Raw genomic sequence first — 22,298 nt, forward strand, 5'->3', positions numbered from 1 at the left:
CAGTGCAACAAGCGCGTCACGGATAACGCAAACGAGAGGTTGCCCCCCAAATGATCCGCACGACACTGGTTGCAGCATCGGCGCTACTGCTTGCCGCCTGCAACGCTTCGCTCGAGGATGAGGCGAATACCGCCACAGGCCTCGACATACCCGATATCGCCAGCGGCGAAATCTCCGAAGAGACGATGAAAACTATAACCGAGCGTCTCTCCTCCGACGAATTCGAAGGACGCATGCCGGGAACGGCGGGCGAGGAGAAAACCGTCGCCTATCTGATCGAACAGTTCGAGAAGGCTGGGCTGGAACCGGGGAACAATGGCAGCTGGACCCAGAAGGTGCCGCTGGTCGAAATCACCGGTAGAGACTTCGCCCCGCTGACCATTTCCGGCGGCGATGGCGAGCCGATGGAATTCGAATATGGCAGCGACTGGGTCGGCGTATCCTATCGCGAGGAAGCCGAAACTGCGTTGGAAGACAGCGAGCTCGTGTTCGTCGGCTACGGCATCGACGCGCCCGAGAAGGACTGGAACGACTACGAAGGCATGGACATGACCGGCAAGACCGCGGTCATCCTCGTCAACGATCCCGATTTCGGCACGCAATCGCTTGATGGTCCCTTCGGCGGCAAGGCGATGACCTATTACGGCCGCTGGACCTACAAATACGAAGAAGCCGCACGCAAGGGTGCCGCAGGCGCGATCATCATCCATGACACCGAACCGGCAAGCTACGGCTGGAACGTAGTCGAAAGCAGCTGGTCTGGTCCGCAGGCCTATGCCCAGCGCGGAGAGAATGCGCCGCCGCTGACGACGATGAACGGCTGGGTGCAGAACGAAGTCGCCCAGCAGATCTTCGAGGCTGCGGGCAAGGATTTCAGCAAGCTGGCAGCAGCGGCGAAAAAGAAGGACTTCAGGCCGGTACCGCTGGGCCTGACCGCCTCGACCAGTTTCTCGAATGATATCCGCACCTTCGAATCGCAGAACGTGATCGGCATTCTTCCCGGCACCGAGCGACCCGAGGAATACGTCATGCACACGGCGCACTGGGACCATCTCGGCCGCTGCACGCCGGCTCCCGACGGCGACGATATCTGCAACGGCGCGGTCGACAATGCGACCGGCACGGCCGCACTGGTCGCCCTGGCAGAAGCCCAGGCGAAGACGGGGCCCACGGCTCGCAGCCTCGTTTTCCTTGCTGTGACGGCAGAGGAATCGGGCCTGCTCGGCGCAGACTACTATGCCGCCAACCCGGTGTTCCCGCTCGATCAGACTGTGGGGGGCATCAACATGGACGCCTTCCTGATCGCAGGGCCGAGCAAGGACGTGACCGTGGTGGGACCGGGCAAATCGCAGCTCGACCAGTTCCTCGAAGCAGCGCTCGAGGCGGACGGGCGCGTTTCCACGCCCAACCCCAATCCGGAAGCGGGATACTATTACCGTTCCGACCACTTCGCCTTTGCCAAGCGCGGCGTACCGATGCTTTACGTCGATGGCGGCGAGGATCTCGTCGATGGCGGGACAGAAGCAGGTGCTGCGATCGCTAAGGACTATCGTGACAATCGGTATCACGGACCCAAGGATGAATATGATCCCGAGTGGGACTGGTCGGGCGTGATGGCTGACCTGCAGCTGTTCTACCGTCTCGGCCGGATGCTGGGCATGAGCACCAGTTGGCCCAACTGGAACGAAGGCGACGAGTTCAAGGCGACGCGTGACGAGACCTGCACCGCAGAAGGCGCCGCTTGCGGAACCGTCTGATCAGATAAAGTCTGACGCAAAAAGGGCCGGTTCGCATTCATGGCGAGCCGGCCCTTTCTGTGTACCTTGACAAGATGAGTCGCTCTATTTCGCCAGCAGCCTCTCGGCTATCGCGCGAACCTCCTCGCCCATATCCTCTCGCTGGAGCGCAAGGGCAAGCGTCGCCTCGACGAAACCGGTCTTGCTGCCGCAATCGTAACGGCTTCCGGCAAACGTCACGGCGTGGAACGGCTGGTTCCCGATCATCTTCGCCATCGCATCGGTGAGCTGGATTTCGCCTCCCGCGCCCTTGCCCTGGTTTTCCAGTGTGCGCATGACTTCGGGTTGAAGGATGTAACGACCGGAGATTATCTTGTTCGACGGGGCTTCGGCGACCGGCGGTTTCTCGACGAGCCCGATGACCTCGGTAAGCGTATCCGAAACGCTCGCACCCGGGGCGATGACCCCGTAGCTGGGCACCTCCTTCTGCGGCACCTCGAGGACCGAGATGAGGTTCCCGCCGACTTCATTATAGGCTTCCACCATCTGCTTCATGCAGCCCGGTTCGCCCACCATCAGCTCGTCCGGCAAAAGGATTGCGAAAGGTTCGTCGCCCACGATCGCACGGGCGCACCATATGGCGTGGCCCAGCCCCAGCGGCACCTGCTGACGTACCGTGATGATATCCCCCGGCGTCGCCCGTGTGGGCTCGAGAACGCTCATGTCCTTTCCGCGCTCTTTCATCGTGGTCTCGAGTTCGAACGCCACGTCGAAATGCTCCACGATCGCCGTCTTGCCGCGACCGGTGACGAAGATGATCTGTTCGATTCCTGCCTCGCGAGCTTCGTCCACGGCATACTGGATCAGCGGGCGGTCCACGATGGGAAGCAGTTCCTTCGGGATCGCCTTGGTGGCTGGAAGGAAGCGCGTGCCGAGTCCCGCAACGGGAAAAACGGCTTTTTTGATTGGCTTCTGCTGGCTCATGGATAAGTGGGGTAGGTCCGGGGCTGGAACAGGTCAATCTCTGGTCGGTTGAGGGGGCGATTGACGGGTACAGTGACAGGTGCATGACGCTTGCCACGAAGCCCGCGAGGATTAAAGGCAGGGGTCCATGGACAAACTCATCATACGCGGTGGAAACCGGCTTTCCGGCACCATTCCCATTTCAGGCGCAAAGAACGCGGCCCTCACGCTCATTCCCTGTGCCCTGCTGACCGAAGAAGCGGTGACGCTGCGCAATTTGCCGCGGCTCGCCGACATCGACGGTTTCCAGCATCTGATGACGCAATTCGGGGTGAGTCACACGATCCCCGGCAAGCGCCCTGAAGAATTCGGCAGCAATGTGACCCTGGCCGCAACGCGTATCACCAGCTCTGTCGCGCCCTATGATCTGGTGCGCAAAATGCGCGCCTCGATCCTCGTGCTCGGGCCCCTGCTGGCCCGTACCGGAGAGGCGACGGTTTCGCTGCCGGGTGGCTGCGCTATCGGAAATCGTCCGATCGACCTGCATCTGAAAGCGCTGGAGGCATTCGGCGCGCATATCGAGCTTGCACAGGGTTATGTGAAGGCGACTGCGCCCGATGGCGGCCTGCCGGGCGGCGAATTCGACTTCCCCGTTGTATCTGTAGGCGCGACCGAAAATGCCTTGATGGCGGCGGTCCTGTGCAATGGGACGAGCAAACTCATCAATGCCGCGCGCGAGCCAGAGATTGTCGATCTGTGCAACCTTCTCACAGCCATGGGCGCGGAAATCGAAGGTATCGGCTCATCCGAAATCACCATCCACGGTGTGCCCCGTCTTCACGGAGCCACTTACCGTGTGATGCCCGACCGGATCGAGGCCGGGTCCTATGCCTGCGCCGCTGCCATCACCGGCGGCGAGGTACGGCTGGAAGGAGCCGACGAGCACGACATGGGGTCGACTGTCCACGCCTTGCGCAACATCGGCGTCGAAGTCGAAACCGACAAGCGCGGCATAACAGTCGCGGCCAACAGCAAGCTCAAGGCACATAATCTCACCACCGCGCCCTTCCCAGGGCTCGCAACCGATATGCAGGCCCAGCTGATGAGCCTGCTATGCAAGGCCGAGGGCACCAGCGTCCTCCAGGAAACGATTTTCGAGAACCGCTTTATGCATGTGCCCGAACTGGCGCGCATGGGCGCCGAGATCGAGACCACCGGCCGCACCGCGATTGTGCGGGGTCCGGTCGAGCTGACCGGGGCGGAGGTCATGGCAACCGATCTGCGCGCCTCGATGAGCCTCGTCATTGCCGGACTGGCCGCCAAGGGCGAGACGACGGTTCGCCGCCTGTACCATCTCGATCGCGGTTACGAGCGGCTGGAAGAAAAGCTGCAGCTTGTCGGCGCGGATATCGAACGGGTTGGCGACGACTGAACCTCTGTGGTGGACCTTTCGTGTTGGCCGACCGTTGGTTGGTGTAAGTCACTTACTCGAAAGGAAAGTTATCATGATCCTCAAGCTCGCAGCACTCGGTGCCCTCGGCTATGCCGGCTACCGCTATTACGAAAAGAACCGCGTCGACAGAAATGGCGTCGCCTTTGCGGGCGGTGAACCGGAAGGCAATTTCCGCAATGCCGGATCGGAATCCACGGCTTCGCACGACAGGATGAGTTCAATCGACGAAGCGCTGGACGAGACCTATCCGGCAAGCGACGCGACCGCAAAATACTGATCAGATGGTTTCGACTTTATTCCGGAAGGGTGGCGGGAGCGATTCCGCCGCCCTTTTCATATGAAGGCACCAGCTCATGTGTGACCAGCCAGAGCCGAATGGCTCCCGCAAGGCCTGGGGGAGTACTGCTGCGAATACGGTCGGCATCGATGCTGGCTACCAGCGTGTTGACCGCAATCCCGCGCCGCGCCGCCGCCTGGCGCAATAACTCCCAGAAATACGGCTCCAGGCTGACGGACGTACGATGCCCTTCGATACGGAGCGAGTATTTGACGGGCGGATGATAGGGAGTCGTCATTCGAACCTTCTGCCACGGGCGCACTTGCGATAAAACATGCAGTAGTCGATACCTTGTTCCTTACAAACGGCAGACTGCGCGGTTTATGTGAGCGAAGACAAGGCAAAAGGCGGAAAGGATCGGGGCGCGCCGGGGCAGCCCGCGCTCCCGCCTGACCCTCTGCCTCCCCGGCCGGTAAGTTACACGGCCAAGGAACTTGCCGAGATGGAGCGCCGCGAACGATTGAGCGGGTGGCTTATGCTGTTCTTCGGCGGTGCGGCAATCGCTACCGCCGCCCTTGCAATCTATATTTTCTCCGACGAAATCGAACTCAATGACGAATACGTGCGGCTTGATCCCGATGAACCGGTAGAGCAGAACGACACGCCTTTCATCTGGGGAGAGGCCGAGCCGGAGCCTGCGCAGGTCGACGAGAGCGAGAACACAGTCCCAATTCTGCAGGAACAGTCCGACCGACTCCGGAACGAAAGCGAATTGCGGACCACCGAACAGACCTTCAATTTTCCCCCTCCACCCCGCGAAGATCCCGCCCCGGCATTCATGGGCCCCCCAGCAGGCTCGGTCGACCGCGAGACATCTCGGGCCTTGCGCAGCGGCAAGGCGCAGCTTTGGCGCGAGGATGGCGAACGTGGCTATGTACTGGTGAGCGGGATCGTTACCTACGGAACCCGTGAATGCCGCCAGGTCAGCTACTCGCGATTCGAGCAGGGCCTGCAGGCCACCTCCCCGGCAACCCAATGGTGTCGTCAAGGCAGGAGCGGAAGATGGCGTCCCGACTCGCGCGGACCCGAATAGCGCTAGGGAATGGGCGCCTACTAATTTTTCGGGGTGGCTGGCAGAAGGGGCTGTCGATATTCCTTTGCCCATTGTGGCAAGTTGCGCGACCATATCCCGGATGGACGGCCTCGAAGAACTCACGGACAAGGAGAAGGAAACGCTCCGTCTGATCGTTCGCGGGCACGATGCGAAATCGATGGCGAACGAGCTTTCGCTCTCGGTTCACACGATCAACGAGCGCCTCCGGATAGCTCGTCGCAAGCTTGGGGTCACCAGCAGTCGCGAGGCCGGCCGCATGCTCCTCGAAAGCGAGGGTACCGCACCTCAAAATCTTGCAGACAAAGAATTCGGGGCTGCTCGTCCCGCCGAATCCGGCGAAACGGGACAGAACGCGGCAAGCAAACCGGCTCGCCGCATCCTTGCAGGAGTTCTTGTCATGATGACCTTGTTTGCCGCCGGGCTTATTCTCACGTCACATTTCGCCCAACCACTACAGCAAACCGCGCCCATCGAAACGCCGGCGAGCGATGCTGCCGTCGTTGCGGCTGCGCGCGATTGGCTGGCATTGACCGATGCAGGCGACTGGCAGGCCAGCTTCGATGCGGCAGGCAAGGCCTTCCGCGACGTGAATACCGTGACGGGCTGGACGAGTGCCGCAGAGCAGGTACGCGCCCCGCTCGGCGCTCTTGTTTCACGCGATTTGCTCACGATCCGCTATCTCAACGCACCGCCATACGGTTATCAGGAAGTCGCCTTCGCGACGCGTTACGCAAACAGCAAGGACGAGATTATCGAGACCGTCACCCTCCAACAGGAAGAGGGCGTGTGGAAGGTCGTCGGGATTATGGCTGACTGACGCTGGGCGGGCTTCCGGCACGCGCCGGGAGCCCGCCCCGAGCCTCAATACATATGCTGGCCGCCGTTGATGCTCATGGTCGAGCCGGTGACGAATTCGCCATGTTCCGACACCAGGAAGCTTACGCCGCGTGCGATCTCACTGGCCTTGCCGAGGCGGCCCACGGGGATTTTGGCGACGATCTTCTCCAGCACCGGTTCGGGGACGGCGGCGACCATATCCGTATCGATATAGCCCGGTGCGATGGCGTTGACGGTGATGCCGAAGCGCGCGCCTTCCTGGGCGAGTGCCTTTGTAAACCCATGAATGCCGCTTTTCGCTGCGGCGTAATTGACCTGGCCGTATTGCCCTGCCTGGCCATTGATCGAACCGATATTGACGATCCTGCCCCAGCCGCGCTCCTTCATTCCGGCGAAAGTGGCCTTTGCCATGTTGAAGCAGCCGCCGAGATTGGTGCGCATCACCGCATCCCAATCCTCATAGCTCATCTTCAGGAGCGTGCCGTCGCGGGTGATCCCCGCGTTATTGACCACGATTTCGATCGGGCCATGCTCCTGTTCGACTTTCTTGCAGGCATCCTGGACCGCGTCGAAATCGCCGACATCGAATTTGACGGTGGGGATGCCGGTCTCGTCGGTGAATTTTCTCGCCGCTTCCTCGTTCCCGGCGTAATTGGCGATGACTTTGCAATCGCGCTCGTCACGCAGTCTCTCGCAGATTGCGCGCCCGATGCCGCGCGTTCCACCGGTTACGATGGCAACACGTCCCATAAAATCTCTCCCTGGCCGTTCCGTAGCGTTAGATAGTGTTCTACGCACGCGAACACGACAGCGTAAAGTCAAACCGCCTCCGATCGGTGGCGAACAATCGTATTTCTTCGAGGGAGAGTGCGCGTTCTGCGCGAATCAGAAGCGGATCTGGGTTCCGACGTAAACCGCTTGGTCGTCTTCCAGGCCGTCGGTGAGCGGTCCCAGGCGATCGCGATCCTGCGATAGTCGAACACCGGCCGTCACGTCGAGATTGCGGCTCAGGCGATACGAACCACCGAGGTCGACACGCTGGGTGCCCGCACCTTCGAGCGTCCGTGGCGCACTGCCGGTGCGACCTTCCTGCTGCAGCGCAATTCGCGACTGGAAGCGGTCGGGCTTTCCATCATCTTTGCGGCTGTCGAACTTGGACAGATCGGGCATCGAAATGTCCTTCAGCCCTTCGGCGACGGCGGCAGCGGAAACGCTCCGCGTCGGTTGGGCGAAGCTCTGGTAACCGCGCGCGATACCCAGATTGTACCGAGTGGGTGCGACAGGCAATCCAGCCTGTTCGGAGCCGCTCAGGGTAAGCGATTCGAATCCGCCCCGACCGGAGAGGGTGCGGACGGCCGCTTCGTTCACGCGGACGGCGAAGTTGACCGTGCGGTCACGCTGCGGTGCCGGTTTGCTGGCGGGGGTGAAACGCAGTGCGTCTTCCCCGACGATCTCGGCCACTTTCTGGGCCAGTTCCGGATCCGCACCGGCTGGGGTGAAAGGGAGGAAATCGATCGAACTGGAGGCCGGGAGGTTTTCCGAAGACGTGACGGCGAAACCTGCTGCCGGAACAACCAGCGCAAGGCCTGCGACAGCAAGCATGGCCGGCGCTAACCGTCCCTTACTCCTGCTGATCTTCGCATTGCCCATCGAACGCCTCTATATCCCCAATCTCGCGGAGTTCGTACCTTAATAAGGCATTTCCCCCTTAACCGTTCCCGAACGACTCCGGAAACATCAGGAATGTAAGGCTTCGTCCCTGCCTTGACCAGCTTTTCCACAGGGCCGGGCCAATACGGGACAAGGGTGTTGCGCGAGTCACACAGGAGCGCCACACGATTAAGGGCGCATTCACGCGCGAGGGGCGTCTATGCCAACTCTCGCCGATGGTGGGGAAAGCCAATGCTTGCTCCCGTCCACGCAGTCTTTATAGAGCCGCAACGTTATTACCCGATCCGAGGACCGTTCATGACCGCACACCGTAGCTTCCGCCGTCCCGCCGCCATCGCCATCCTCGGCGTGGCCAGCATCGGCCTTGCGGCTTGCTCGAGCAGCGACCGTCCACGGGCCGATCTCGCTGCGGCACAGGTTTCGACCATCGGCGTGAATTCCTATCTCTGGCGCGCTGCGCTCGAAGCGGTCGGCTTCGCACCCCTGTTGCAGGCGGATTCGGCGGGCGGCGTCATCGTTACCGACTGGTACGCCAACCCGAGCAATCCGGGCGAGCGGGTCAAGATGACCGTTTCGATCCTCGATACCGACCTGCGCGCCGATGCCCTGCGCGTCGCCGCCAGCCGCCAGGTGAACCAGGCCGGAAGCTGGGTCGATGCCCCGGTTCAGGCCGCCACGGTCCAGAAGCTGGAAGACATCATCCTGACCAAGGCGCGCGAACTGCGCCGTCAGGCGATCGCCAACTAAGCAAGCGGGTTCCATTCGCGTCTGAAATCCTTACAGGCGTCCTCCATGAGTGACACCCGTTTCGATCCGGCGCAGGCCGACGCACGCTGGCAGGCCGCCTGGGACAAGGCGCAGACCTTCCGCGCCGACAGCAATTCAGCAAAGCCCAAGAGTTACGTGCTCGAGATGTTCCCCTATCCTTCGGGGCGCATCCATATCGGCCATGTGCGCAACTACACGATGGGCGACGTGCTGGCCCGCTACAAGAAGGCGACTGGGCACGAGGTCCTGCACCCGATGGGCTGGGACGCCTTCGGCATGCCGGCGGAAAACGCGGCGATGGAAAAGGGTGTGCATCCCGGCGGCTGGACCCGCGACAATATCGAACACATGAAGGCGCAGCTGAAGCGCCTCGGCTTCGCGCTCGACTGGAGCCGTGAACTCGCGACCTGCGAGCCCGACTATTACGGCCACGAGCAGGCGCTCTTCATCGATCTGTATGAAGCGGGCCTCGTCTATCGCAAGGAAAGCGAGGTCAATTGGGACCCGGTCGACATGACCGTGCTCGCCAACGAGCAGGTAATCGACGGCAAGGGCTGGCGCAGCGGTGCGGAGGTCGAGAAGCGCAAGCTCAACCAGTGGTTCCTCAAGATTACCGACTTCGCCGAGGAACTGCTTGAAGGGTTGGGCAGCCTGGAGAACTGGCCCGACAAGGTCCGGCTGATGCAGGAAAACTGGATCGGCAAGTCGAAGGGGCTGGAGTTCAGCTTCGATCTTTCGAACGGCGAGAAGCTGCCGGTCTACACCACGCGCCCCGACACGATTTTCGGCGCGAGCTTCGTCGCGGTGGCGGCGGATCATCCGGTGGCGCAAGGCGTGGCGATGAACAATTGCGATGCCGCGAAATTCATCGAAACCTGCAAGAAGGGTGGCACGACAGCAGCCGAACTCGAAACGGCCGAGAAGCTCGGCTTCGACACCGGAATCGGTGCGGTTCACCCGTTCACCGGAGAACACCTGCCGGTCTATATCGCGAATTTCGTGCTGATGGATTACGGCACCGGCGCGATCATGGCGGTGCCGGGGCACGACCAGCGCGACTTCGAATTCGCGACGAAATACGGTCTCCCGATCCCCCGCGTTGTCGCGCCCAGCGTGGAGGACGCCGACAAGCCATTCGACGGCGAGGCCGAGGCGGGCGAAGGCGTGATCGTCAATTCGGATTTCCTCGACGGCATGGAAGTCGAAGACGCCAAACGCGAAATCATCCGCCGGATCGAGCAGCAGGGTCGCGGCCGGGGCAAGACCGTCTGGCGCCTGCGCGACTGGGGCGTTTCGCGCCAGCGCTACTGGGGCACGCCGATCCCCTTCATCCATTGCGAGAGCTGCGGCGTTGTGCCCGCTTCCAAGGACAGCCTGCCGATCAAGCTGCCCGAAGACGTCGACTTCAAGACACCCGGCAACCCGCTGCTGCGACACCCGACGTGGAAGCATGTCGATTGCCCGAAATGCGGCGGCAAGGCGGAACGCGAAACCGATACCCTCGACACCTTTGTCGACTCGAGCTGGTATTTCCTGCGCTTCGCCAGCCAGCCCGCGGACAAGCCCTTCGACAAGGAAGAAGTCGCCAAGTGGCTGCCGGTCGAACAATATATCGGCGGGATCGAGCATGCGATCCTGCACCTGCTCTACGCCCGCTTCTGGACCCGGGCGCTGGCGCATATGGGCCAGATCGAGGTGACAGAGCCCTTCGCCTCGCTGTTCACGCAGGGCATGGTGACGCACGAGACCTATTCGCGCCGCGAGGGCGGCAAGACGGTCTATTACGCGCCCGACGAGATCAGCCGCGAGGCAGAGCGGGCACTGCTGACCGCCGATGGCGGCGAGGTCGAGATCGGCCGCGTCATCAAGATGTCGAAATCGAAGAAAAACGTCGTCGACCCCGACACGATCATCGACACCTACGGCGCCGATGCAGTGCGCTGGTTCATGCTCTCGGACAGCCCGCCCGAGCGCGATTTGCCGTGGTCCGAAGCGGGCATCGAAGGCTGCAGCCGCTTTGTCCACCGTCTCTGGCGCCTGTTCGCGGCCTATGATGCCGGGGCGAAGGGCGAGGACAAGGTGCTGGCGCGCAAGACGCACCAGACCATTGCCGCCGTGGCCGAGGATATCGAGGCGCTCGGCTTCAACAAGGCGGTCGCACGCATTTACGAACTGACCGGCGCAGTCGAAAAGGCAGCGCCTTCCGCCAGCCGCAGCCATGCCATCCGCACGCTGGTCCAGCTCGTGGCCCCTATGATGCCGCACCTCGCCGAGGAAGCGTGGGCCACGCTCGGCGAAACGGGCATGGTCGCCGATGCCGCATGGCCCGAGGTCGATCCGGCGCTGCTGGTCGAGGACGAGGTGACCATCGCCGTCCAGCACAAGGGCAAACTGCGCGATACGCTTACCGCACCCAAGGGCGCTTCGAAGGAAGATCTCGAGGCGATGGCCCTCGCTTCCGAGAACGTCCAGCGTTCGATCGATGGTGCAGAAATCCGCAAGGTCATTGTCGTGCCGGACAGATTGGTGAATATCGTCACCTGATGCGGATATTCCTTGCCCTTTCCGTCGCGCTGGCACTGCCTGCCTGTTCGCTGTCTCCCATGTATGCGGGCGGCAGCGGCGGGGTTGCGCAGAGCCTGGCGGCGGTCGACGTGCCGCCGATCCAGGGCAAGGCAGGCTGGCTGGTCCGCAATGCCCTGAACGAAAAGCTCGGCGCGGCGGGTGTCGCAAACTCCCGCTACCGGCTCGACGTTCGCCTCGACGATAGCCTCGCAGGTCTCGGCGTGCTGGCCGACGATACCATCAGCCGCGAACGCCGCACCCTGCGCGCGCGTTACCAATTGGTGGATGCTTCGACAGGCGAGATACTGCTCGACGCGACCGAAGGCGCAGATGCCGGAATCGATGTCGTTTCCAGCGAATATGCAACCATCGCTGCGGAGAATACCGCGCTGGAGAACCTGACGAAAGAAATCGCCGACCGCATCGTTACCCGCGTCGCACTGACGCTTCGGGACCGGTGAAGCTCACCAGCCGCGATTTCGCCGCCAAGGCCCGGAATGCAGCGGAAAGCTGCACGATATTCTTCTTCTGCGGACAGGACGAGGCAGGGGCAAGTGCCGCAGCGAACGACCTTGTCGCTATGCTCCCCGAACCCGGCGAGCGCGTCGAGATACCCGGTGCCGAACTGCGCGCCGATCCGGCGAAACTGGGCGATGAAGCACGTTCCACCTCGCTCTTTGGCGATAGCCGCCACATCTGGTCCCGCGTTGCAGGCGACGAGGCGCATGAAGCGCTGAAGACGCTCGTCGAAACGGGTGATATGGGAGCTGGCGCAGCTTGCCCGGTAATCGTCGTCGCCACTTCGGCCACCGACAAGTCGCGCACCGCGAAACTGCTCGAAAAGCGCAAGGATGCGCTTGTCGCGATGTTCTATCCGCCCGATCTGCGTTCGGTCACCCAAGTCGTCCGGGGGATGGGCGATACGGCGGGCGTGCGGCTGGATGGAGCGGTGGCGGAGCGAATTGCGCGCGGTGCCAATCTGGATGTGAGGCTGGCACAGAGCGAGGTGACCAAGCTTGCGACCTATCTCGATGCCAGCCCGCAAGCGCCCAAGCCCGCGAATATGGAACACCTCGATGCCGTCGGCGCGGCGAGCGAGGAGGAAGGCTTCGCCTCGCTGGTCAATGCGGTGATGGCGGGGCAGGGCGCGAAGGTCGCCACCGAAATCGCGCGGATGAAGCAGATCGGGCTCAACCCCGTCGGTACCCTGCTCGCGGTGGAACGGCGGGCGGCCCAGCTTGCCCGTATCTCTGCAGCGCTGGGCAATCGCCGTTACCAGGATCTCGACAAGGGCGAGAAAGCGCGGCTCGGCATCTTCTGGAAGGAAGAGCGCGACATAGCAGAGCAGGTCCAGCGCTGGCGCGGCCCCAAGCTCGACCGGCTGACGCTGCGTCTGACCGAACTGCACCGTGAACTGCTGACGAACAGCCAGTCTTCCGAATTGCTGCTTGCCCAGGGCCTGACCGGCATCGCACGCGTTGCTGGTGCGGGGCGGCGTTAGCGCGGCCTAGTCCTGCGGGACGGAGAAGGTCCCGGTTACGCGACCGTTCGATGAAGTCGATCCGGTGCCGGTTACGCCCGAGGAACCGCTGGCCCGGCCGTCGACGCTCGACACGCCGCTGGCCAGATCGATCACAAGCCGTCCGCCATTGAGCGTGTCACCGCCGCGATTGAGCCGCACATTGCCGGCCATGGTAATGATCCGGCGATTGAAATCATAGACTGCCGTATCGCCCCGCGCGCGTTCGTTGCCGCGGGTGACGTTGACGCCGCCGGTCGCCATGATGCGCTGGATACTCAGGTTGCCCGTATCGGAATAGTTCACGATGGTGCGCGCCGCATTGAGGTTCAGCCCCGCCTGCGTGATCTGGACGTTGCCCGACAGGACCACGCGGTTCTGCCGGTCCTGCAACTCGATCCGGTCGGCGGCGTAGGATACGGGGGCGTTGGAATTGTGCCCGGCGATGGCCTGGGCGGACAGCTGCATTCCGGCAAGCGCCGCGAGCGTCAGTGCGAAGCCTGCAGCAGCGCTCTTGGCCATGGTGGGCAAATGACTCTTCATCAGGGCATCCTTAGCTTTCCGGGCTCCATACGTAGCCGCGCATTCCCCGAAAGGGTTATCCGGCGTTCGGCCAGATCTGCATCGAGCCGGTTGGCGCTGAATGTGCCTGCGGGAACTGCTCCCTCGACTCCGCCCGCTCCTTCCAGCGTCTTGTTGTTGAGGTCGAGCGAGACCCCGCTGGCGCGCATGCGGTAACCGTCGGCAGCTACCATGCGCATGGTCCCGTTCACGGCGACCACTTCTTCATTGATGTCATATTGCCCGCCGGGGGCCTCCACCCGCGCGGGTCCCTCGGCCAGCAACATCCGTGCGACGAGCTCGTCCATCCGCACGATCCCCTCGATACTCGATCGCTGGACCGCTTCCCCGGCAGTCAGCGAAAACGGCCGGCCTTGCGCATCCTGCCCGCGGTAGAGCGCATTGTCGACGCGCAGCCGTTCCTGGATGACAGCCACTTCGTTGCGATCGAGAAGGAAGCTGATCTCTCCGCGAGGGGAAAGCGGCGTGATGATCATCAGCGCGGCAAGTACGCCAACGCCCATCGGCAGGGCCCGGACGAGGAAGCTGACCAGCCGGTCGTGGCTTCCGCCGGGCGCGGCGAAATGCTGGCGGCGCGAGCGCAATTGCTTCGCCTCCTGCGTTTCGATCCTGCGCTTGCGGAATACCATGCCGGCTTACCTGCTCCCCTCAGGCTGACGCGTGGCTGAAGATATCGTGATCCTGCCAGCCGAGAATATCGAGATGCGCCCGGGCGGGAAGGAAATCGAAACAGGCCTGTGCCAGTTCCATCCGGCCTTCGCGTTCGAGACGGCGGTCGAGTTCTTCCTTCATCCGGTGGAGGAAGCGCACGTCGGAGGCTGCGTAATCGCGCTGCGCCTCGTTCAGTTCGGGGCCGCCCCAATCCGAGCTTTGCTGGACCTTGGACATGCTTTCGCCGAGCAATTCCTCGACCAGGTTCTTGAGGCCATGCCGGTCGGTATAGGTGCGGACCAGCTTGCTGGCGATCTTGGTGCAATAGCAAGGCGCCGCGGTGACGCCGAGGTAATATTCGATCGCCGCAAGGTCGAAACGCGCGAAATGGAACAGCTTCACACGCTCCGGATCGGCGAGAACCGCCTTGAGATTGGGCGCGTCGTAATCGCTATCGGGGCCGAAGCGGACGAGATGTTCGTCGCCCTTGCCGTCGCTGATCTGCACAAGGCACAGCCGGTCGCGGATGGTGACGAGGCCCATGGTCTCGGTATCGACGGCCACCGGGCCATCGGCGAGCACGCCTGCGGGAAGGTCTTCTTCGTGGAAATGAACTGCCATGCCCTGCGCCTTAGAAGCATTGGGGATTGTAGGAAAGGGCGGACTGGCCCCCTGCGACAAGGGCGGGCAGAATGGGCTGATGAGTGACAGCGTACCCGAAAGCTGGAAGCCGGTTCTGGATCCCGTGCTGGAGGCCGAAGAAGCGCGCCGGCTGGGCGGCTGGCTGCGCGCGGAGGAAGGGGCCGGCAAGATCGTCTATCCGCCACGCGGTTGCCGGCTGAAGGCGCTCGAACTGACCCCGCTCGACAAGGTCAAGGTCGTGATCCTCGGGCAGGATCCCTATCACGGGCCGGGGCAGGCGATGGGCCTCAGCTTCTCCGTCCCGCAGGGCGTGCGTCCGCCGCCGAGCCTGGCGAATATCTACAAGGAACTGGAATCCGATTGCGGCATCGCCCGTCCTCGGGATGGCGATCTTACGAATTGGGCCAGGCAGGGCGTGCTGCTGCTCAACAACACGCTGACGGTCGAGGCGGGGCGGGCCGGCAGCCATGCTGGGCGCGGCTGGGACGCGGTAACCGATGCCTGCATCGCGGCGGTGGCGGACCGGCCCGTTCCCTCTGTCTTCATCCTCTGGGGAAGCCACGCACAGGCGAAGGCGAAACGGATACCGAAGCTTCGCAGCGGGCCGCATCTCGTCATCGAAAGCCCACATCCCAGTCCGCTGTCGGCTCATCGCGGCTTCTTCGGTTCAAGGCCTTTCAGCCGGACCAATGCTTTCCTGGAAGAACAGGGGCGCGGGGCGGTGGACTGGAAACTCTAGCTTCCAAGCCGGGAGGCGGCTGCCGGGAAATGCGACTGCGAACGTTTCCAGTTGCATTTGACTGCAGGATCGGCATTTTTGTTGCAATGCAGCATGAAACCAACTTCCAAACCACGCAGGCCGTCGTCGGGCAGGCGATGCACGAACGGCTGATGATCCGCGCGATCTACAATGCCTCCGAACTGACGCTCGCCCCGCACCAGATCGTCCTGCGCAACGATGCGCTCTACCTGGGGGCGGTGAACCCGAAGAAGAACCGCCGCGTCGACGAGGAGCCGAGCCTCGGCTATTTCAAGCTCGACGGCCTGTCCGACCTCGCGCTGACCGACGAGCGGTTCGAGCCGCTCCCGGCGGAAGCCTGCGGGCCTGCGCGCGAAGGCGATCAGGTCATCGTCGCGCTCGACTGACCGGGCGCCGTCCTACCTTGGCAGTTCGCTGACGCCCATCAGCGCTTCGTCCACCGCGCGGGCACACTGACGGCCTTCGCGGATGGCCCAGACCACAAGGCTCTGCCCGCGCCGCATGTCGCCGCAGGCGAAGACATGCGGTTCGCTGGTGGCATAGCGGCTGGTGTCGGCTTTCACATTGCCGCGCTCATCCAGTTCCACGCCTGCCCGGTCTAGCAGCCCGCGGCGCTTGGGGCCGGTAAAGCCCATGGCGAGCAGGATGAGATCGGCCTTGAGCGTGAACTCGCTTCCCTCGACCTCGATCATCCGGCCGTCCTTCCACTCCACCCGCACGCATTCGAGCCCGGCGACATCGCCGCCGTCCTCGACCACGCGCTTGGTCAGTACGGCCCAGTCGCGCTCGACGCCTTCCTCATGGCTGGAGGAAGTGCGCAGCTTCAGCGGCCAGTCGGGCCAGGTCAGCGCCTTGTCTTCCTTTTCAGGCGGCTTGGGCATGATCTCCAGCTGGGTGACGCTGGCCGCGCCCTGCCGGTTGCTCGTACCCACGCAGTCGCTGCCGGTGTCGCCGCCGCCAATCACAATCACGTGCTTGCCGGTCGCAGTGAGTGAACCGCGGGGGGCGGCGCGCACTTCGTCGTCGCCCGCATTGCGCTTGTTCTGCTGGGTCAGGAATTCCATCGCGAAACGCACGCCGGGAAGCTCCGCGCCCGGAATGTCGAGCATGCGCGCTTCCTCCGCTCCGCCCGCCAGCACGATGGCGTCGAAATTCTCCTGCAGCGCGGTGAAACTGACCTCCACGCCGACTTCGCTGGAGGTGCGGAACTGCACACCCTCGGCTTCCATCTGCACCGCGCGGCGGTTGATGAGATGCTTTTCCATCTTGAAGTCGGGAATGCCGTAACGCAGCAGCCCGCCGATCCGGTCGGATTTTTCGAACACGGTCACGGCATGGCCCGCGCGCGCCAGTTGCTGTGCGGCGGCAAGGCCGGCGGGGCCGCTGCCGATCACCGCGACCGACTTGCCGGTCTGCTTTTCCGGCACTTCGGGCTTGACCCAGCCTTCGCGAAAACCGCGGTCTATGATCGCGCATTCGATGCTTTTGATCGTCACCGGCGCATCGACGATGTTGAGCGTGCAGGCCGCCTCGCAAGGTGCGGGGCAGATGCGGCCGGTGAATTCGGGGAAATTGTTGGTCGAGTGGAGAACCTCGAGCGCATTCTTCCAGTCGTCTTCATAGACCAGATGGTTCCAGTCCGGGATGATGTTGTTCACCGGGCAACCGTTGTGGCAGTAGGGAATGCCGCAGTTCATACAGCGCGCGGCCTGCTTCTTCAGCACGTCGTCGCCCTGCGGAAGGACGAATTCCTTATAGGTCTTCAGCCGCTCTTCCGGTGCGACGTAAGAGCGCTCCTCGCGCTCATATTCGAGAAAGCCGGTTTCCTTGCCCATCAGCTTGCCACCAAGTCCAAAGTCAAAATTTCCGTTCGTGCTGAGCTTGTCGAAGCACCGCATTTTCTTTTGAGCGCAGCGCCGGGAAAGAAGGACGGCCCTTCGACAAGCTCAGGGCGAACGGGATGGAGGAGGCAGCTCATTCCGCAGCCTCCATCGCTGCTTCCTCACGCTCGGTTTCGAGCAGCTTGAGCGCGCGCGCATAGTCGCGCGGCATGACCTTGCGGAAGTTCTTCAGTTCGTTCGTCCAATTGTCCAGCAGCGCCTTCGCCCGCGCCGATCCGGTGTGAAGCAGGTGGCGTTCCACCAGCAGCTTGAGCCGCTCGGCATCGTGGTAGAGCGGATCGCCCATGCCGGGATTGTCGACGCTGACGGCGCGCTGCTGCGGCTTGCCCCAGCTTTTCTCCGCGCCTTCCCCGTCGCCCGGTTTCACGTCGAGCACATCGACCTGCGCGTGGTTGACGAGACGGGTGAACTCGCCGTCCGGATCATAGACATAGGCGATGCCGCCGCTCATGCCTGCGCCGAAGTTGCGGCCCGTCTTGCCGAGCACGCAGACCACGCCGCCGGTCATGTATTCGCACGGATGATCGCCCGCGCCTTCGACCACGGCGACCGCGCCCGAATTGCGCACGGCAAAACGTTCGCCCGCCACCCCGGCGAAATAGGCTTCGCCCGCAATCGCGCCATAGAGCACCGTGTTGCCGACGATGATGTTGTCGGTCGGCTCGCGCGGCACACCTTGCGGCGGCTTTACCGCGATGCGCCCGCCCGAAAGGCCCTTGCCGACATAGTCGTTGGCATCGCCGGTCAGGCTCATGGTCACGCCGTGGGCCAGCCAGGCACCGAAGCTCTGCCCGGCAACCCCGGTCAGGTCGATCCGGATCGTGTCTTGCGGCAGGCCGTGATGGCCATAAGCCTCTGCAATCCGGCCCGACAGCATGGTGCCGACCGTGCGGTTCACATTGCGGATGGTGCGGGTAATCTGGACCGCCTGACCGCTTTCGATGGCGGGCTTGCAGGCCTCGATCAGCTCGACGTCCATCGCCGCGGCAAGGCCGTGGTCCTGGTTCTCTGTGTGATGGAGTGACCGGCCCTCTTCGACCGGCACGGCATGCAGGATGCGCGTCAGGTCGATGCCATGCGCCTTCCAGTGACGCCGCACGCGGCGCATGTCGATCTTGTCGACGCGGCCGATCATTTCCTCCACCGTGCGGAAGCCCATCTCGGCCATGATCGCCCGCAGCTCTTCAGCGACGAAGAAGAAATAGTTGATCACGTGTTCGGGCGTGCCGGTGAAGCGCTTGCGCAGCACCGGGTCCTGCGTCGCCACGCCGACCGGACAGGTATTGAGGTGGCATTTGCGCATCATGATGCAGCCCGCGGCGATCAGCGGGGCGGTGGCAAAACCGAATTCGTCCGCGCCCAGCAAGGCGCCGATGGCGACATCGCGCCCGGTGCGCAGCCCGCCGTCGACCTGCACTGCGATGCGGCTGCGCAGATCGTTGAGCAGCAAGGTCTGCTGCGTCTCGGCAAGGCCGATCTCCCAAGGGCTGCCGGCATGGGTCAGGCTGGTCAGCGGGCTCGCGCCCGTGCCGCCTTCATAGCCCGAGATGGTCAGATGATCGGCCTTGGATTTCGACACGCCTGCAGCCACCGTGCCCACGCCCACTTCGCTGACCAGCTTCACGGAAATGCGGGCCTCGGGCTGGACGTTCTTGAGGTCGTGGATCAGCTGCGCCAGATCCTCGATCGAATAGATGTCATGGTGCGGCGGGGGCGAGATCAGGCCCACGCCCGGGGTCGAATGCCGCACCTTGCCGATCCGCTTGTCCACCTTGTGGCCGGGCAACTGCCCGCCTTCGCCGGGTTTCGCGCCCTGCGCCATCTTGATCTGGATATCGTCCGAATTGACGAGATATTCGGTGGTCACGCCGAAGCGCCCGCTGGCCACCTGCTTGATCCGGCTGCGCATCGAATCGCCGTTTTCCAGCGGACGGAAACGCTCGGGCTCCTCGCCGCCTTCGCCCGTGTTGGAACGGCCGCCCATGCGGTTCATCGCGATCGCCAGCGTGGAATGCGCCTCGTGACTGATCGAACCGAAGCTCATCGCACCGGTGCTGAAGCGCTTGACGATTTCGGCAGCCGGTTCGACCTCGTCGAGATCGAGCGGGCGTTCGGCCTTCTTCAGTTCCATCAGCCCGCGAATGGTCAGCAGGCGTTCGGACTGCTCGTTGATCGAGGCTGCGAATTCCGCGTAATTCTTCGGATCGCTGCCCCGCACCGCGTGCTGGAGGTTGGCGATATTCTGCGGCGTCCAGGCATGGTCCTCGCCGCGGATACGGTACTGGTAGATGCCGCCCACATCGAGCATGCCCTTGTAGAGCGGGCTGTCGCCGAATGCCTGCGCGTGGCGGCGCACGGTCTCTTCCGCCACCTCCTTCAGGCCGATGCCTTCGATGGTGGTCGCAGTGCCGGCGAAATAGGCGTCGACGAACTCGCTCGACAGGCCGACCGCATCGAAGATCTGCGCGCCGCAATAGGATTGGTAGGTCGATATGCCCATCTTGGACATGACCTTGAGGATGCCCTTGCCGACCGCCTTGACGAAATTCTTCTGTACCGTGTCGGGATCGAGATCGGGCATCTTGCGGCTACGCAAATCCTCCAGCGTCTCGAAGGCGAGATAGGGGTTGATCCCTTCCGCACCGTAACCCGCCAGCGCACAGAAATGGTGCACTTCGCGCGCCTCGCCGGTTTCGATGACCAGCCCGGTCTGCATCCGCAGGCCCTGCCGCACCAGCTGGTGATGGACCGCCGCCGTTGCCAGCAGCGCGGGCATGGCGATCCGGCCCGGCCCCTGCCCGCGGTCGGACAGGATCAGGATATTGGCATCGCCCAGCACTGCTTCGGTCGCCGCCCAGCACATTTCCTTCAGCGCCATGGCGAGGCCATCCGCGCCGGTGCTCGCATCCCAGGTGATGTCGATGGTCGCGGTGCGGAAGGCGCCGTCCAGCGCCACTTCGACCGAGCGAATTTTCGCCAGGTCGATGTTGGTGAGGATGGGCTGCGAAACTTCCAGCCGCTTGTGCGTGCCCCCGTCGCGGCCGAGCAGGTTCGGGCGCGGGCCGATCATCGACAGCAGGCTCATCACCAGCTCTTCGCGGATCGGGTCGATCGGCGGATTGGTCACCTGCGCGAAGTTCTGCTTGAAATAATCGTAGAGCAGGCGGCTGCGCGTGGAGAGCACGGCTATGGGCGTGTCAGTGCCCATCGATCCGATCGGGTCCTCCCCATTGGAGGCCATCGGTTCGAGGAAGCGCTGGATGTCTTCCTGCGTGTAGCCGAAGGCCTGCTGGCGGTTGAGCAGCGCGATTTCGCTTTTCGCGATTTCGGACAGGTCGGGTTCGATATGGTCGAGATCGGCGAGCTTGTACTGCGCCTTTTCCAGCCATGCCTCGTAAGGCTCTGCAGCGGCGAGGTCGGTCTTCAGCTCCTCGTCGGTAACGATGCGCCCTTCCTCGAGGTCGATCAGCAGCATCTTGCCCGGCTGGAGCCGCCATTTGCGGGTGATGTCTTCCTCTGCAAAGGGCAGCACGCCGCTTTCCGAGGCGAGGACCACGAGGTCGTCCCTGGTCGTGCACCAGCGCGCGGGGCGCAGGCCGTTGCGATCGAGGCAGGCGCCGATCTGGCGGCCATCGGTGAAGCACACCGCTGCGGGGCCATCCCAGGGCTCCATCAGCGCGGCGTGATATTCGTAGAAGGCGCGGCGCGCGGGATCCATCAGCTCGTTCTTTGCCCAGGCCTCGGGCATGAGCATCATCATCGCATGGGCCAGCGAATAGCCGCCGGTCAGCAACAGCTCGAGCGCATTGTCGAGGCAGGCGGTGTCCGACTGGCCGTGCGGGATCAGCGGCCACATCTTGTCGAGATCCGCGCCCAGCAACTCGCTTTCCATCGTGCGGCGGCGGGCCTCCATCCAGTTCACATTTCCGCGAACTGTGTTGATCTCGCCATTATGCGCCATGAAGCGATAGGGATGTGCCAGCCGCCAGCTGGGGAAGGTGTTGGTGCTGAAACGCTGGTGCACGAGGCCCAGCGCGCTGACGCAATCGGGGTCGCGCAGATCGTCGTAGAAGCTGCCGACCTGGTTCGCCAGCAGCAGTCCCTTATAGACTACGGTGCGGCTGGAGAAGCTCGGGATATAGGCCTGGCTCAGGCCCGGGATGTCGTGTTTGGCCTCCAGCGCGGCGAGCGGGTTCAGCGTCTGCTTGCGGATGACCACCAGCTTGCGCTCGAAAGCATCCTGGTCGGGGCAGTTCTGGCCGCGCGCGATCACGCACTGGCGGATGACCGGCATCGATGCGACCACGGCATCGCCCAGCCCGTCGAGCGTGGTCGGCACGTCGCGCCAGCCCACGACCCGCTGGCCTTCCTTGGCTACGAAGCGTTCGAGCTGCTTCTCGACGAAATCAAGCGCTTCATTCACCTGCGGCATGAAACACATGGCGACCGCATAATCACCCGGTGCGGGCAGGTCGCGCCCTTCCTTTTCGGCCCATTTGCGGAACAGCGGGTCGGGAATCTGCAGCAGGATACCCGCCCCGTCGCCCAGCAGCGGATCCGCGCCAACCGCGCCGCGGTGGTCGAGATTGGCAAGTATTTCAAGGGCTTGCGTTACAATCGCGTGGCTCTTCTGCCCCTTGATATGCGCGACCATGCCGACGCCGCAGGCATCGTGCTCGTTGCGCGGATCGTAGAGGCCCTGCGGAAGAGGGCCTTCACCGGGGGTATGATGAGCCAGAACCTGCATTCGCCGAAGCGTCCTCCTTGCCCGCGCCCCCTGCGGCCCTCCTGGCCGGAAGTGGAAGCGCGGAAATTGTGCAGCGCCGCACGGGCGCCCGCCAAAATGTCGCGAGGCTTCC

At 63.2% G+C, this 22,298-nt stretch carries 20 protein-coding genes; 11 read left to right on the plus strand and 9 right to left on the minus strand.

Annotated elements, in window-relative coordinates:
• Positions 1 to 50 precede the first annotated feature (50 nt).
• Entirely contained in the window at positions 51 to 1,757 is a 1,707-nt protein-coding gene (locus AC13CE_RS12080) for a M28 family metallopeptidase (protein WP_482972567.1), read from the plus strand.
• 84 nt (positions 1,758 to 1,841) lie between these two features.
• On the opposite strand, the gene galU is transcribed toward AC13CE_RS12080, so the two are convergent.
• Positions 1,842 to 2,720 (minus strand): UTP--glucose-1-phosphate uridylyltransferase GalU, encoded by an 879-nt coding sequence (gene galU, locus AC13CE_RS12085; RefSeq protein ID WP_482972568.1) that lies wholly within the window; start codon positions 2,718 to 2,720, stop codon positions 1,842 to 1,844.
• A 127-nt stretch (positions 2,721 to 2,847) separates the two neighbouring features.
• Here galU and murA point away from each other — a divergent pair, with 127 nt between their 5' ends.
• Both murA and AC13CE_RS12095 read left to right on the plus strand, forming a co-directional pair.
• Positions 2,848 to 4,131, plus strand: a complete 1,284-nt coding sequence (murA, locus tag AC13CE_RS12090) for a UDP-N-acetylglucosamine 1-carboxyvinyltransferase (protein WP_482972569.1) — start codon at positions 2,848 to 2,850, stop codon at positions 4,129 to 4,131.
• Between the two features lie 73 nt (positions 4,132 to 4,204).
• Positions 4,205 to 4,429 (plus strand): hypothetical protein, encoded by a 225-nt coding sequence (locus tag AC13CE_RS12095; RefSeq protein ID WP_473822566.1) that lies wholly within the window; start codon positions 4,205 to 4,207, stop codon positions 4,427 to 4,429.
• A gap of 16 nt (positions 4,430 to 4,445) precedes the next feature.
• Here AC13CE_RS12095 and AC13CE_RS12100 read toward each other — a convergent pair whose 3' ends face one another.
• A complete protein-coding gene (locus tag AC13CE_RS12100) occupies positions 4,446 to 4,727 on the minus strand; it encodes a ribbon-helix-helix domain-containing protein (RefSeq protein WP_473822567.1) in 282 nt (93 codons plus the stop codon).
• Between the two features lie 87 nt (positions 4,728 to 4,814).
• On the opposite strand from AC13CE_RS12100, the gene AC13CE_RS12105 reads away from it, so the two are divergent.
• On the plus strand, positions 4,815 to 5,522 hold the full coding sequence (locus AC13CE_RS12105; RefSeq protein WP_482972570.1) for a hypothetical protein: 708 nt from the start codon (positions 4,815 to 4,817) through the stop codon (positions 5,520 to 5,522).
• A 100-nt stretch (positions 5,523 to 5,622) separates the two neighbouring features.
• The gene (locus tag AC13CE_RS12110; protein ID WP_482972571.1) at positions 5,623 to 6,360 is read left to right on the plus strand and encodes a DUF4019 domain-containing protein; all 738 of its coding nucleotides are present in this window, start codon (positions 5,623 to 5,625) and stop codon (positions 6,358 to 6,360) included.
• 44 nt (positions 6,361 to 6,404) lie between these two features.
• On the opposite strand, the gene phbB is transcribed toward AC13CE_RS12110, so the two are convergent.
• Together phbB and AC13CE_RS12120 are read right to left on the minus strand one after the other, a co-directional pair.
• Positions 6,405 to 7,130 carry an acetoacetyl-CoA reductase gene (gene phbB, locus AC13CE_RS12115; protein ID WP_473821949.1) on the minus strand — a complete coding sequence of 242 codons (726 nt, stop codon included), beginning with the start codon at positions 7,128 to 7,130 and terminating at the stop codon, positions 6,405 to 6,407.
• Between the two features lie 135 nt (positions 7,131 to 7,265).
• On the minus strand, positions 7,266 to 7,982 hold the full coding sequence (locus AC13CE_RS12120) for a hypothetical protein (RefSeq protein ID WP_482972572.1): 717 nt from the start codon (positions 7,980 to 7,982) through the stop codon (positions 7,266 to 7,268).
• Positions 7,983 to 8,348: 366 nt separating this feature from the next.
• On the opposite strand from AC13CE_RS12120, the gene AC13CE_RS12125 reads away from it, so the two are divergent.
• From AC13CE_RS12125 to holA, 4 genes are read left to right on the plus strand one after another with little or no spacing between them, the layout of a single operon-like run.
• Positions 8,349 to 8,798, plus strand: a complete 450-nt coding sequence (locus AC13CE_RS12125; RefSeq protein ID WP_221538511.1) for a DUF3576 domain-containing protein — start codon at positions 8,349 to 8,351, stop codon at positions 8,796 to 8,798.
• A gap of 45 nt (positions 8,799 to 8,843) precedes the next feature.
• Positions 8,844 to 11,363: a leucine--tRNA ligase gene (gene leuS, locus AC13CE_RS12130; protein WP_482972573.1), complete on the plus strand. Its 2,520-nt coding sequence runs from the start codon at positions 8,844 to 8,846 to the stop codon at positions 11,361 to 11,363.
• Complete coding sequence (gene lptE, locus AC13CE_RS12135) at positions 11,363 to 11,845, plus strand: LPS assembly lipoprotein LptE (protein ID WP_482972574.1); 483 nt, start codon at positions 11,363 to 11,365, stop codon at positions 11,843 to 11,845. The genes leuS and lptE overlap by 1 nt, the downstream gene beginning before the upstream one ends.
• Positions 11,842 to 12,885: a DNA polymerase III subunit delta gene (gene holA / locus AC13CE_RS12140; protein ID WP_482972575.1), complete on the plus strand. Its 1,044-nt coding sequence runs from the start codon at positions 11,842 to 11,844 to the stop codon at positions 12,883 to 12,885. Before lptE ends, holA begins: the two co-directional genes overlap by 4 nt.
• A gap of 6 nt (positions 12,886 to 12,891) precedes the next feature.
• Here the strand turns inward: holA and AC13CE_RS12145 are convergent, their stop codons facing one another.
• From AC13CE_RS12145 to AC13CE_RS12155, 3 genes are read right to left on the minus strand one after another with little or no spacing between them, the layout of a single operon-like run.
• On the minus strand, positions 12,892 to 13,446 hold the full coding sequence (locus tag AC13CE_RS12145; protein WP_221538516.1) for an LptA/OstA family protein: 555 nt from the start codon (positions 13,444 to 13,446) through the stop codon (positions 12,892 to 12,894).
• Positions 13,446 to 14,114: an LPS export ABC transporter periplasmic protein LptC gene (gene lptC, locus AC13CE_RS12150; RefSeq protein ID WP_221538519.1), complete on the minus strand. Its 669-nt coding sequence runs from the start codon at positions 14,112 to 14,114 to the stop codon at positions 13,446 to 13,448. The genes AC13CE_RS12145 and lptC overlap by 1 nt, the downstream gene beginning before the upstream one ends.
• A 19-nt stretch (positions 14,115 to 14,133) precedes the next feature.
• Positions 14,134 to 14,757 carry a ribonuclease D gene (locus tag AC13CE_RS12155; protein ID WP_482972576.1) on the minus strand — a complete coding sequence of 208 codons (624 nt, stop codon included), beginning with the start codon at positions 14,755 to 14,757 and terminating at the stop codon, positions 14,134 to 14,136.
• 79 nt (positions 14,758 to 14,836) lie between these two features.
• Here AC13CE_RS12155 and AC13CE_RS12160 point away from each other — a divergent pair, with 79 nt between their 5' ends.
• Positions 14,837 to 15,517 (plus strand): uracil-DNA glycosylase, encoded by a 681-nt coding sequence (locus tag AC13CE_RS12160; protein ID WP_482972595.1) that lies wholly within the window; start codon positions 14,837 to 14,839, stop codon positions 15,515 to 15,517.
• A gap of 86 nt (positions 15,518 to 15,603) precedes the next feature.
• A complete protein-coding gene (locus tag AC13CE_RS12165; protein WP_482972577.1) occupies positions 15,604 to 15,924 on the plus strand; it encodes a WYL domain-containing protein in 321 nt (106 codons plus the stop codon).
• Between the two features lie 12 nt (positions 15,925 to 15,936).
• Here the strand turns inward: AC13CE_RS12165 and AC13CE_RS12170 are convergent, their stop codons facing one another.
• Together AC13CE_RS12170 and gltB are read right to left on the minus strand one after the other, a co-directional pair.
• Positions 15,937 to 17,373 carry a glutamate synthase subunit beta gene (locus AC13CE_RS12170; protein WP_473821927.1) on the minus strand — a complete coding sequence of 479 codons (1,437 nt, stop codon included), beginning with the start codon at positions 17,371 to 17,373 and terminating at the stop codon, positions 15,937 to 15,939.
• Between the two features lie 139 nt (positions 17,374 to 17,512).
• Positions 17,513 to 22,186, minus strand: coding sequence for a glutamate synthase large subunit (gltB, locus tag AC13CE_RS12175; protein ID WP_482972578.1), 4,674 nt, complete (start codon positions 22,184 to 22,186; stop codon positions 17,513 to 17,515).
• Between the last annotated feature and the right edge of the window lie 112 nt (positions 22,187 to 22,298).

Source organism: Qipengyuania sp. B-5, assembly GCF_056857815.1.

Coding starts and splice junctions, on each gene's coding strand:
- leuS (WP_482972573.1), top strand. CDS start 8,844: ATGAGTGACACCCGTTTCGATCCGGCGCAGGCCGACGCACGCTGGCAG.
- AC13CE_RS12120 (WP_482972572.1), bottom strand. CDS start 7,982: ATGCTTGCTGTCGCAGGCCTTGCGCTGGTTGTTCCGGCAGCAGGTTTC.
- AC13CE_RS12080 (WP_482972567.1), top strand. CDS start 51: ATGATCCGCACGACACTGGTTGCAGCATCGGCGCTACTGCTTGCCGCC.
- AC13CE_RS12170 (WP_473821927.1), bottom strand. CDS start 17,373: ATGGGCAAGGAAACCGGCTTTCTCGAATATGAGCGCGAGGAGCGCTCT.
- AC13CE_RS12110 (WP_482972571.1), top strand. CDS start 5,623: ATGGACGGCCTCGAAGAACTCACGGACAAGGAGAAGGAAACGCTCCGT.
- AC13CE_RS12155 (WP_482972576.1), bottom strand. CDS start 14,757: ATGGCAGTTCATTTCCACGAAGAAGACCTTCCCGCAGGCGTGCTCGCC.
- AC13CE_RS12165 (WP_482972577.1), top strand. CDS start 15,604: ATGCAGCATGAAACCAACTTCCAAACCACGCAGGCCGTCGTCGGGCAG.
- lptE (WP_482972574.1), top strand. CDS start 11,363: ATGCGGATATTCCTTGCCCTTTCCGTCGCGCTGGCACTGCCTGCCTGT.
- murA (WP_482972569.1), top strand. CDS start 2,848: ATGGACAAACTCATCATACGCGGTGGAAACCGGCTTTCCGGCACCATT.
- galU (WP_482972568.1), bottom strand. CDS start 2,720: ATGAGCCAGCAGAAGCCAATCAAAAAAGCCGTTTTTCCCGTTGCGGGA.
- AC13CE_RS12145 (WP_221538516.1), bottom strand. CDS start 13,446: ATGAAGAGTCATTTGCCCACCATGGCCAAGAGCGCTGCTGCAGGCTTC.
- phbB (WP_473821949.1), bottom strand. CDS start 7,130: ATGGGACGTGTTGCCATCGTAACCGGTGGAACGCGCGGCATCGGGCGC.
- lptC (WP_221538519.1), bottom strand. CDS start 14,114: ATGGTATTCCGCAAGCGCAGGATCGAAACGCAGGAGGCGAAGCAATTG.
- AC13CE_RS12095 (WP_473822566.1), top strand. CDS start 4,205: ATGATCCTCAAGCTCGCAGCACTCGGTGCCCTCGGCTATGCCGGCTAC.
- gltB (WP_482972578.1), bottom strand. CDS start 22,186: ATGCAGGTTCTGGCTCATCATACCCCCGGTGAAGGCCCTCTTCCGCAG.
- AC13CE_RS12160 (WP_482972595.1), top strand. CDS start 14,837: ATGAGTGACAGCGTACCCGAAAGCTGGAAGCCGGTTCTGGATCCCGTG.
- AC13CE_RS12125 (WP_221538511.1), top strand. CDS start 8,349: ATGACCGCACACCGTAGCTTCCGCCGTCCCGCCGCCATCGCCATCCTC.
- AC13CE_RS12100 (WP_473822567.1), bottom strand. CDS start 4,727: ATGACGACTCCCTATCATCCGCCCGTCAAATACTCGCTCCGTATCGAA.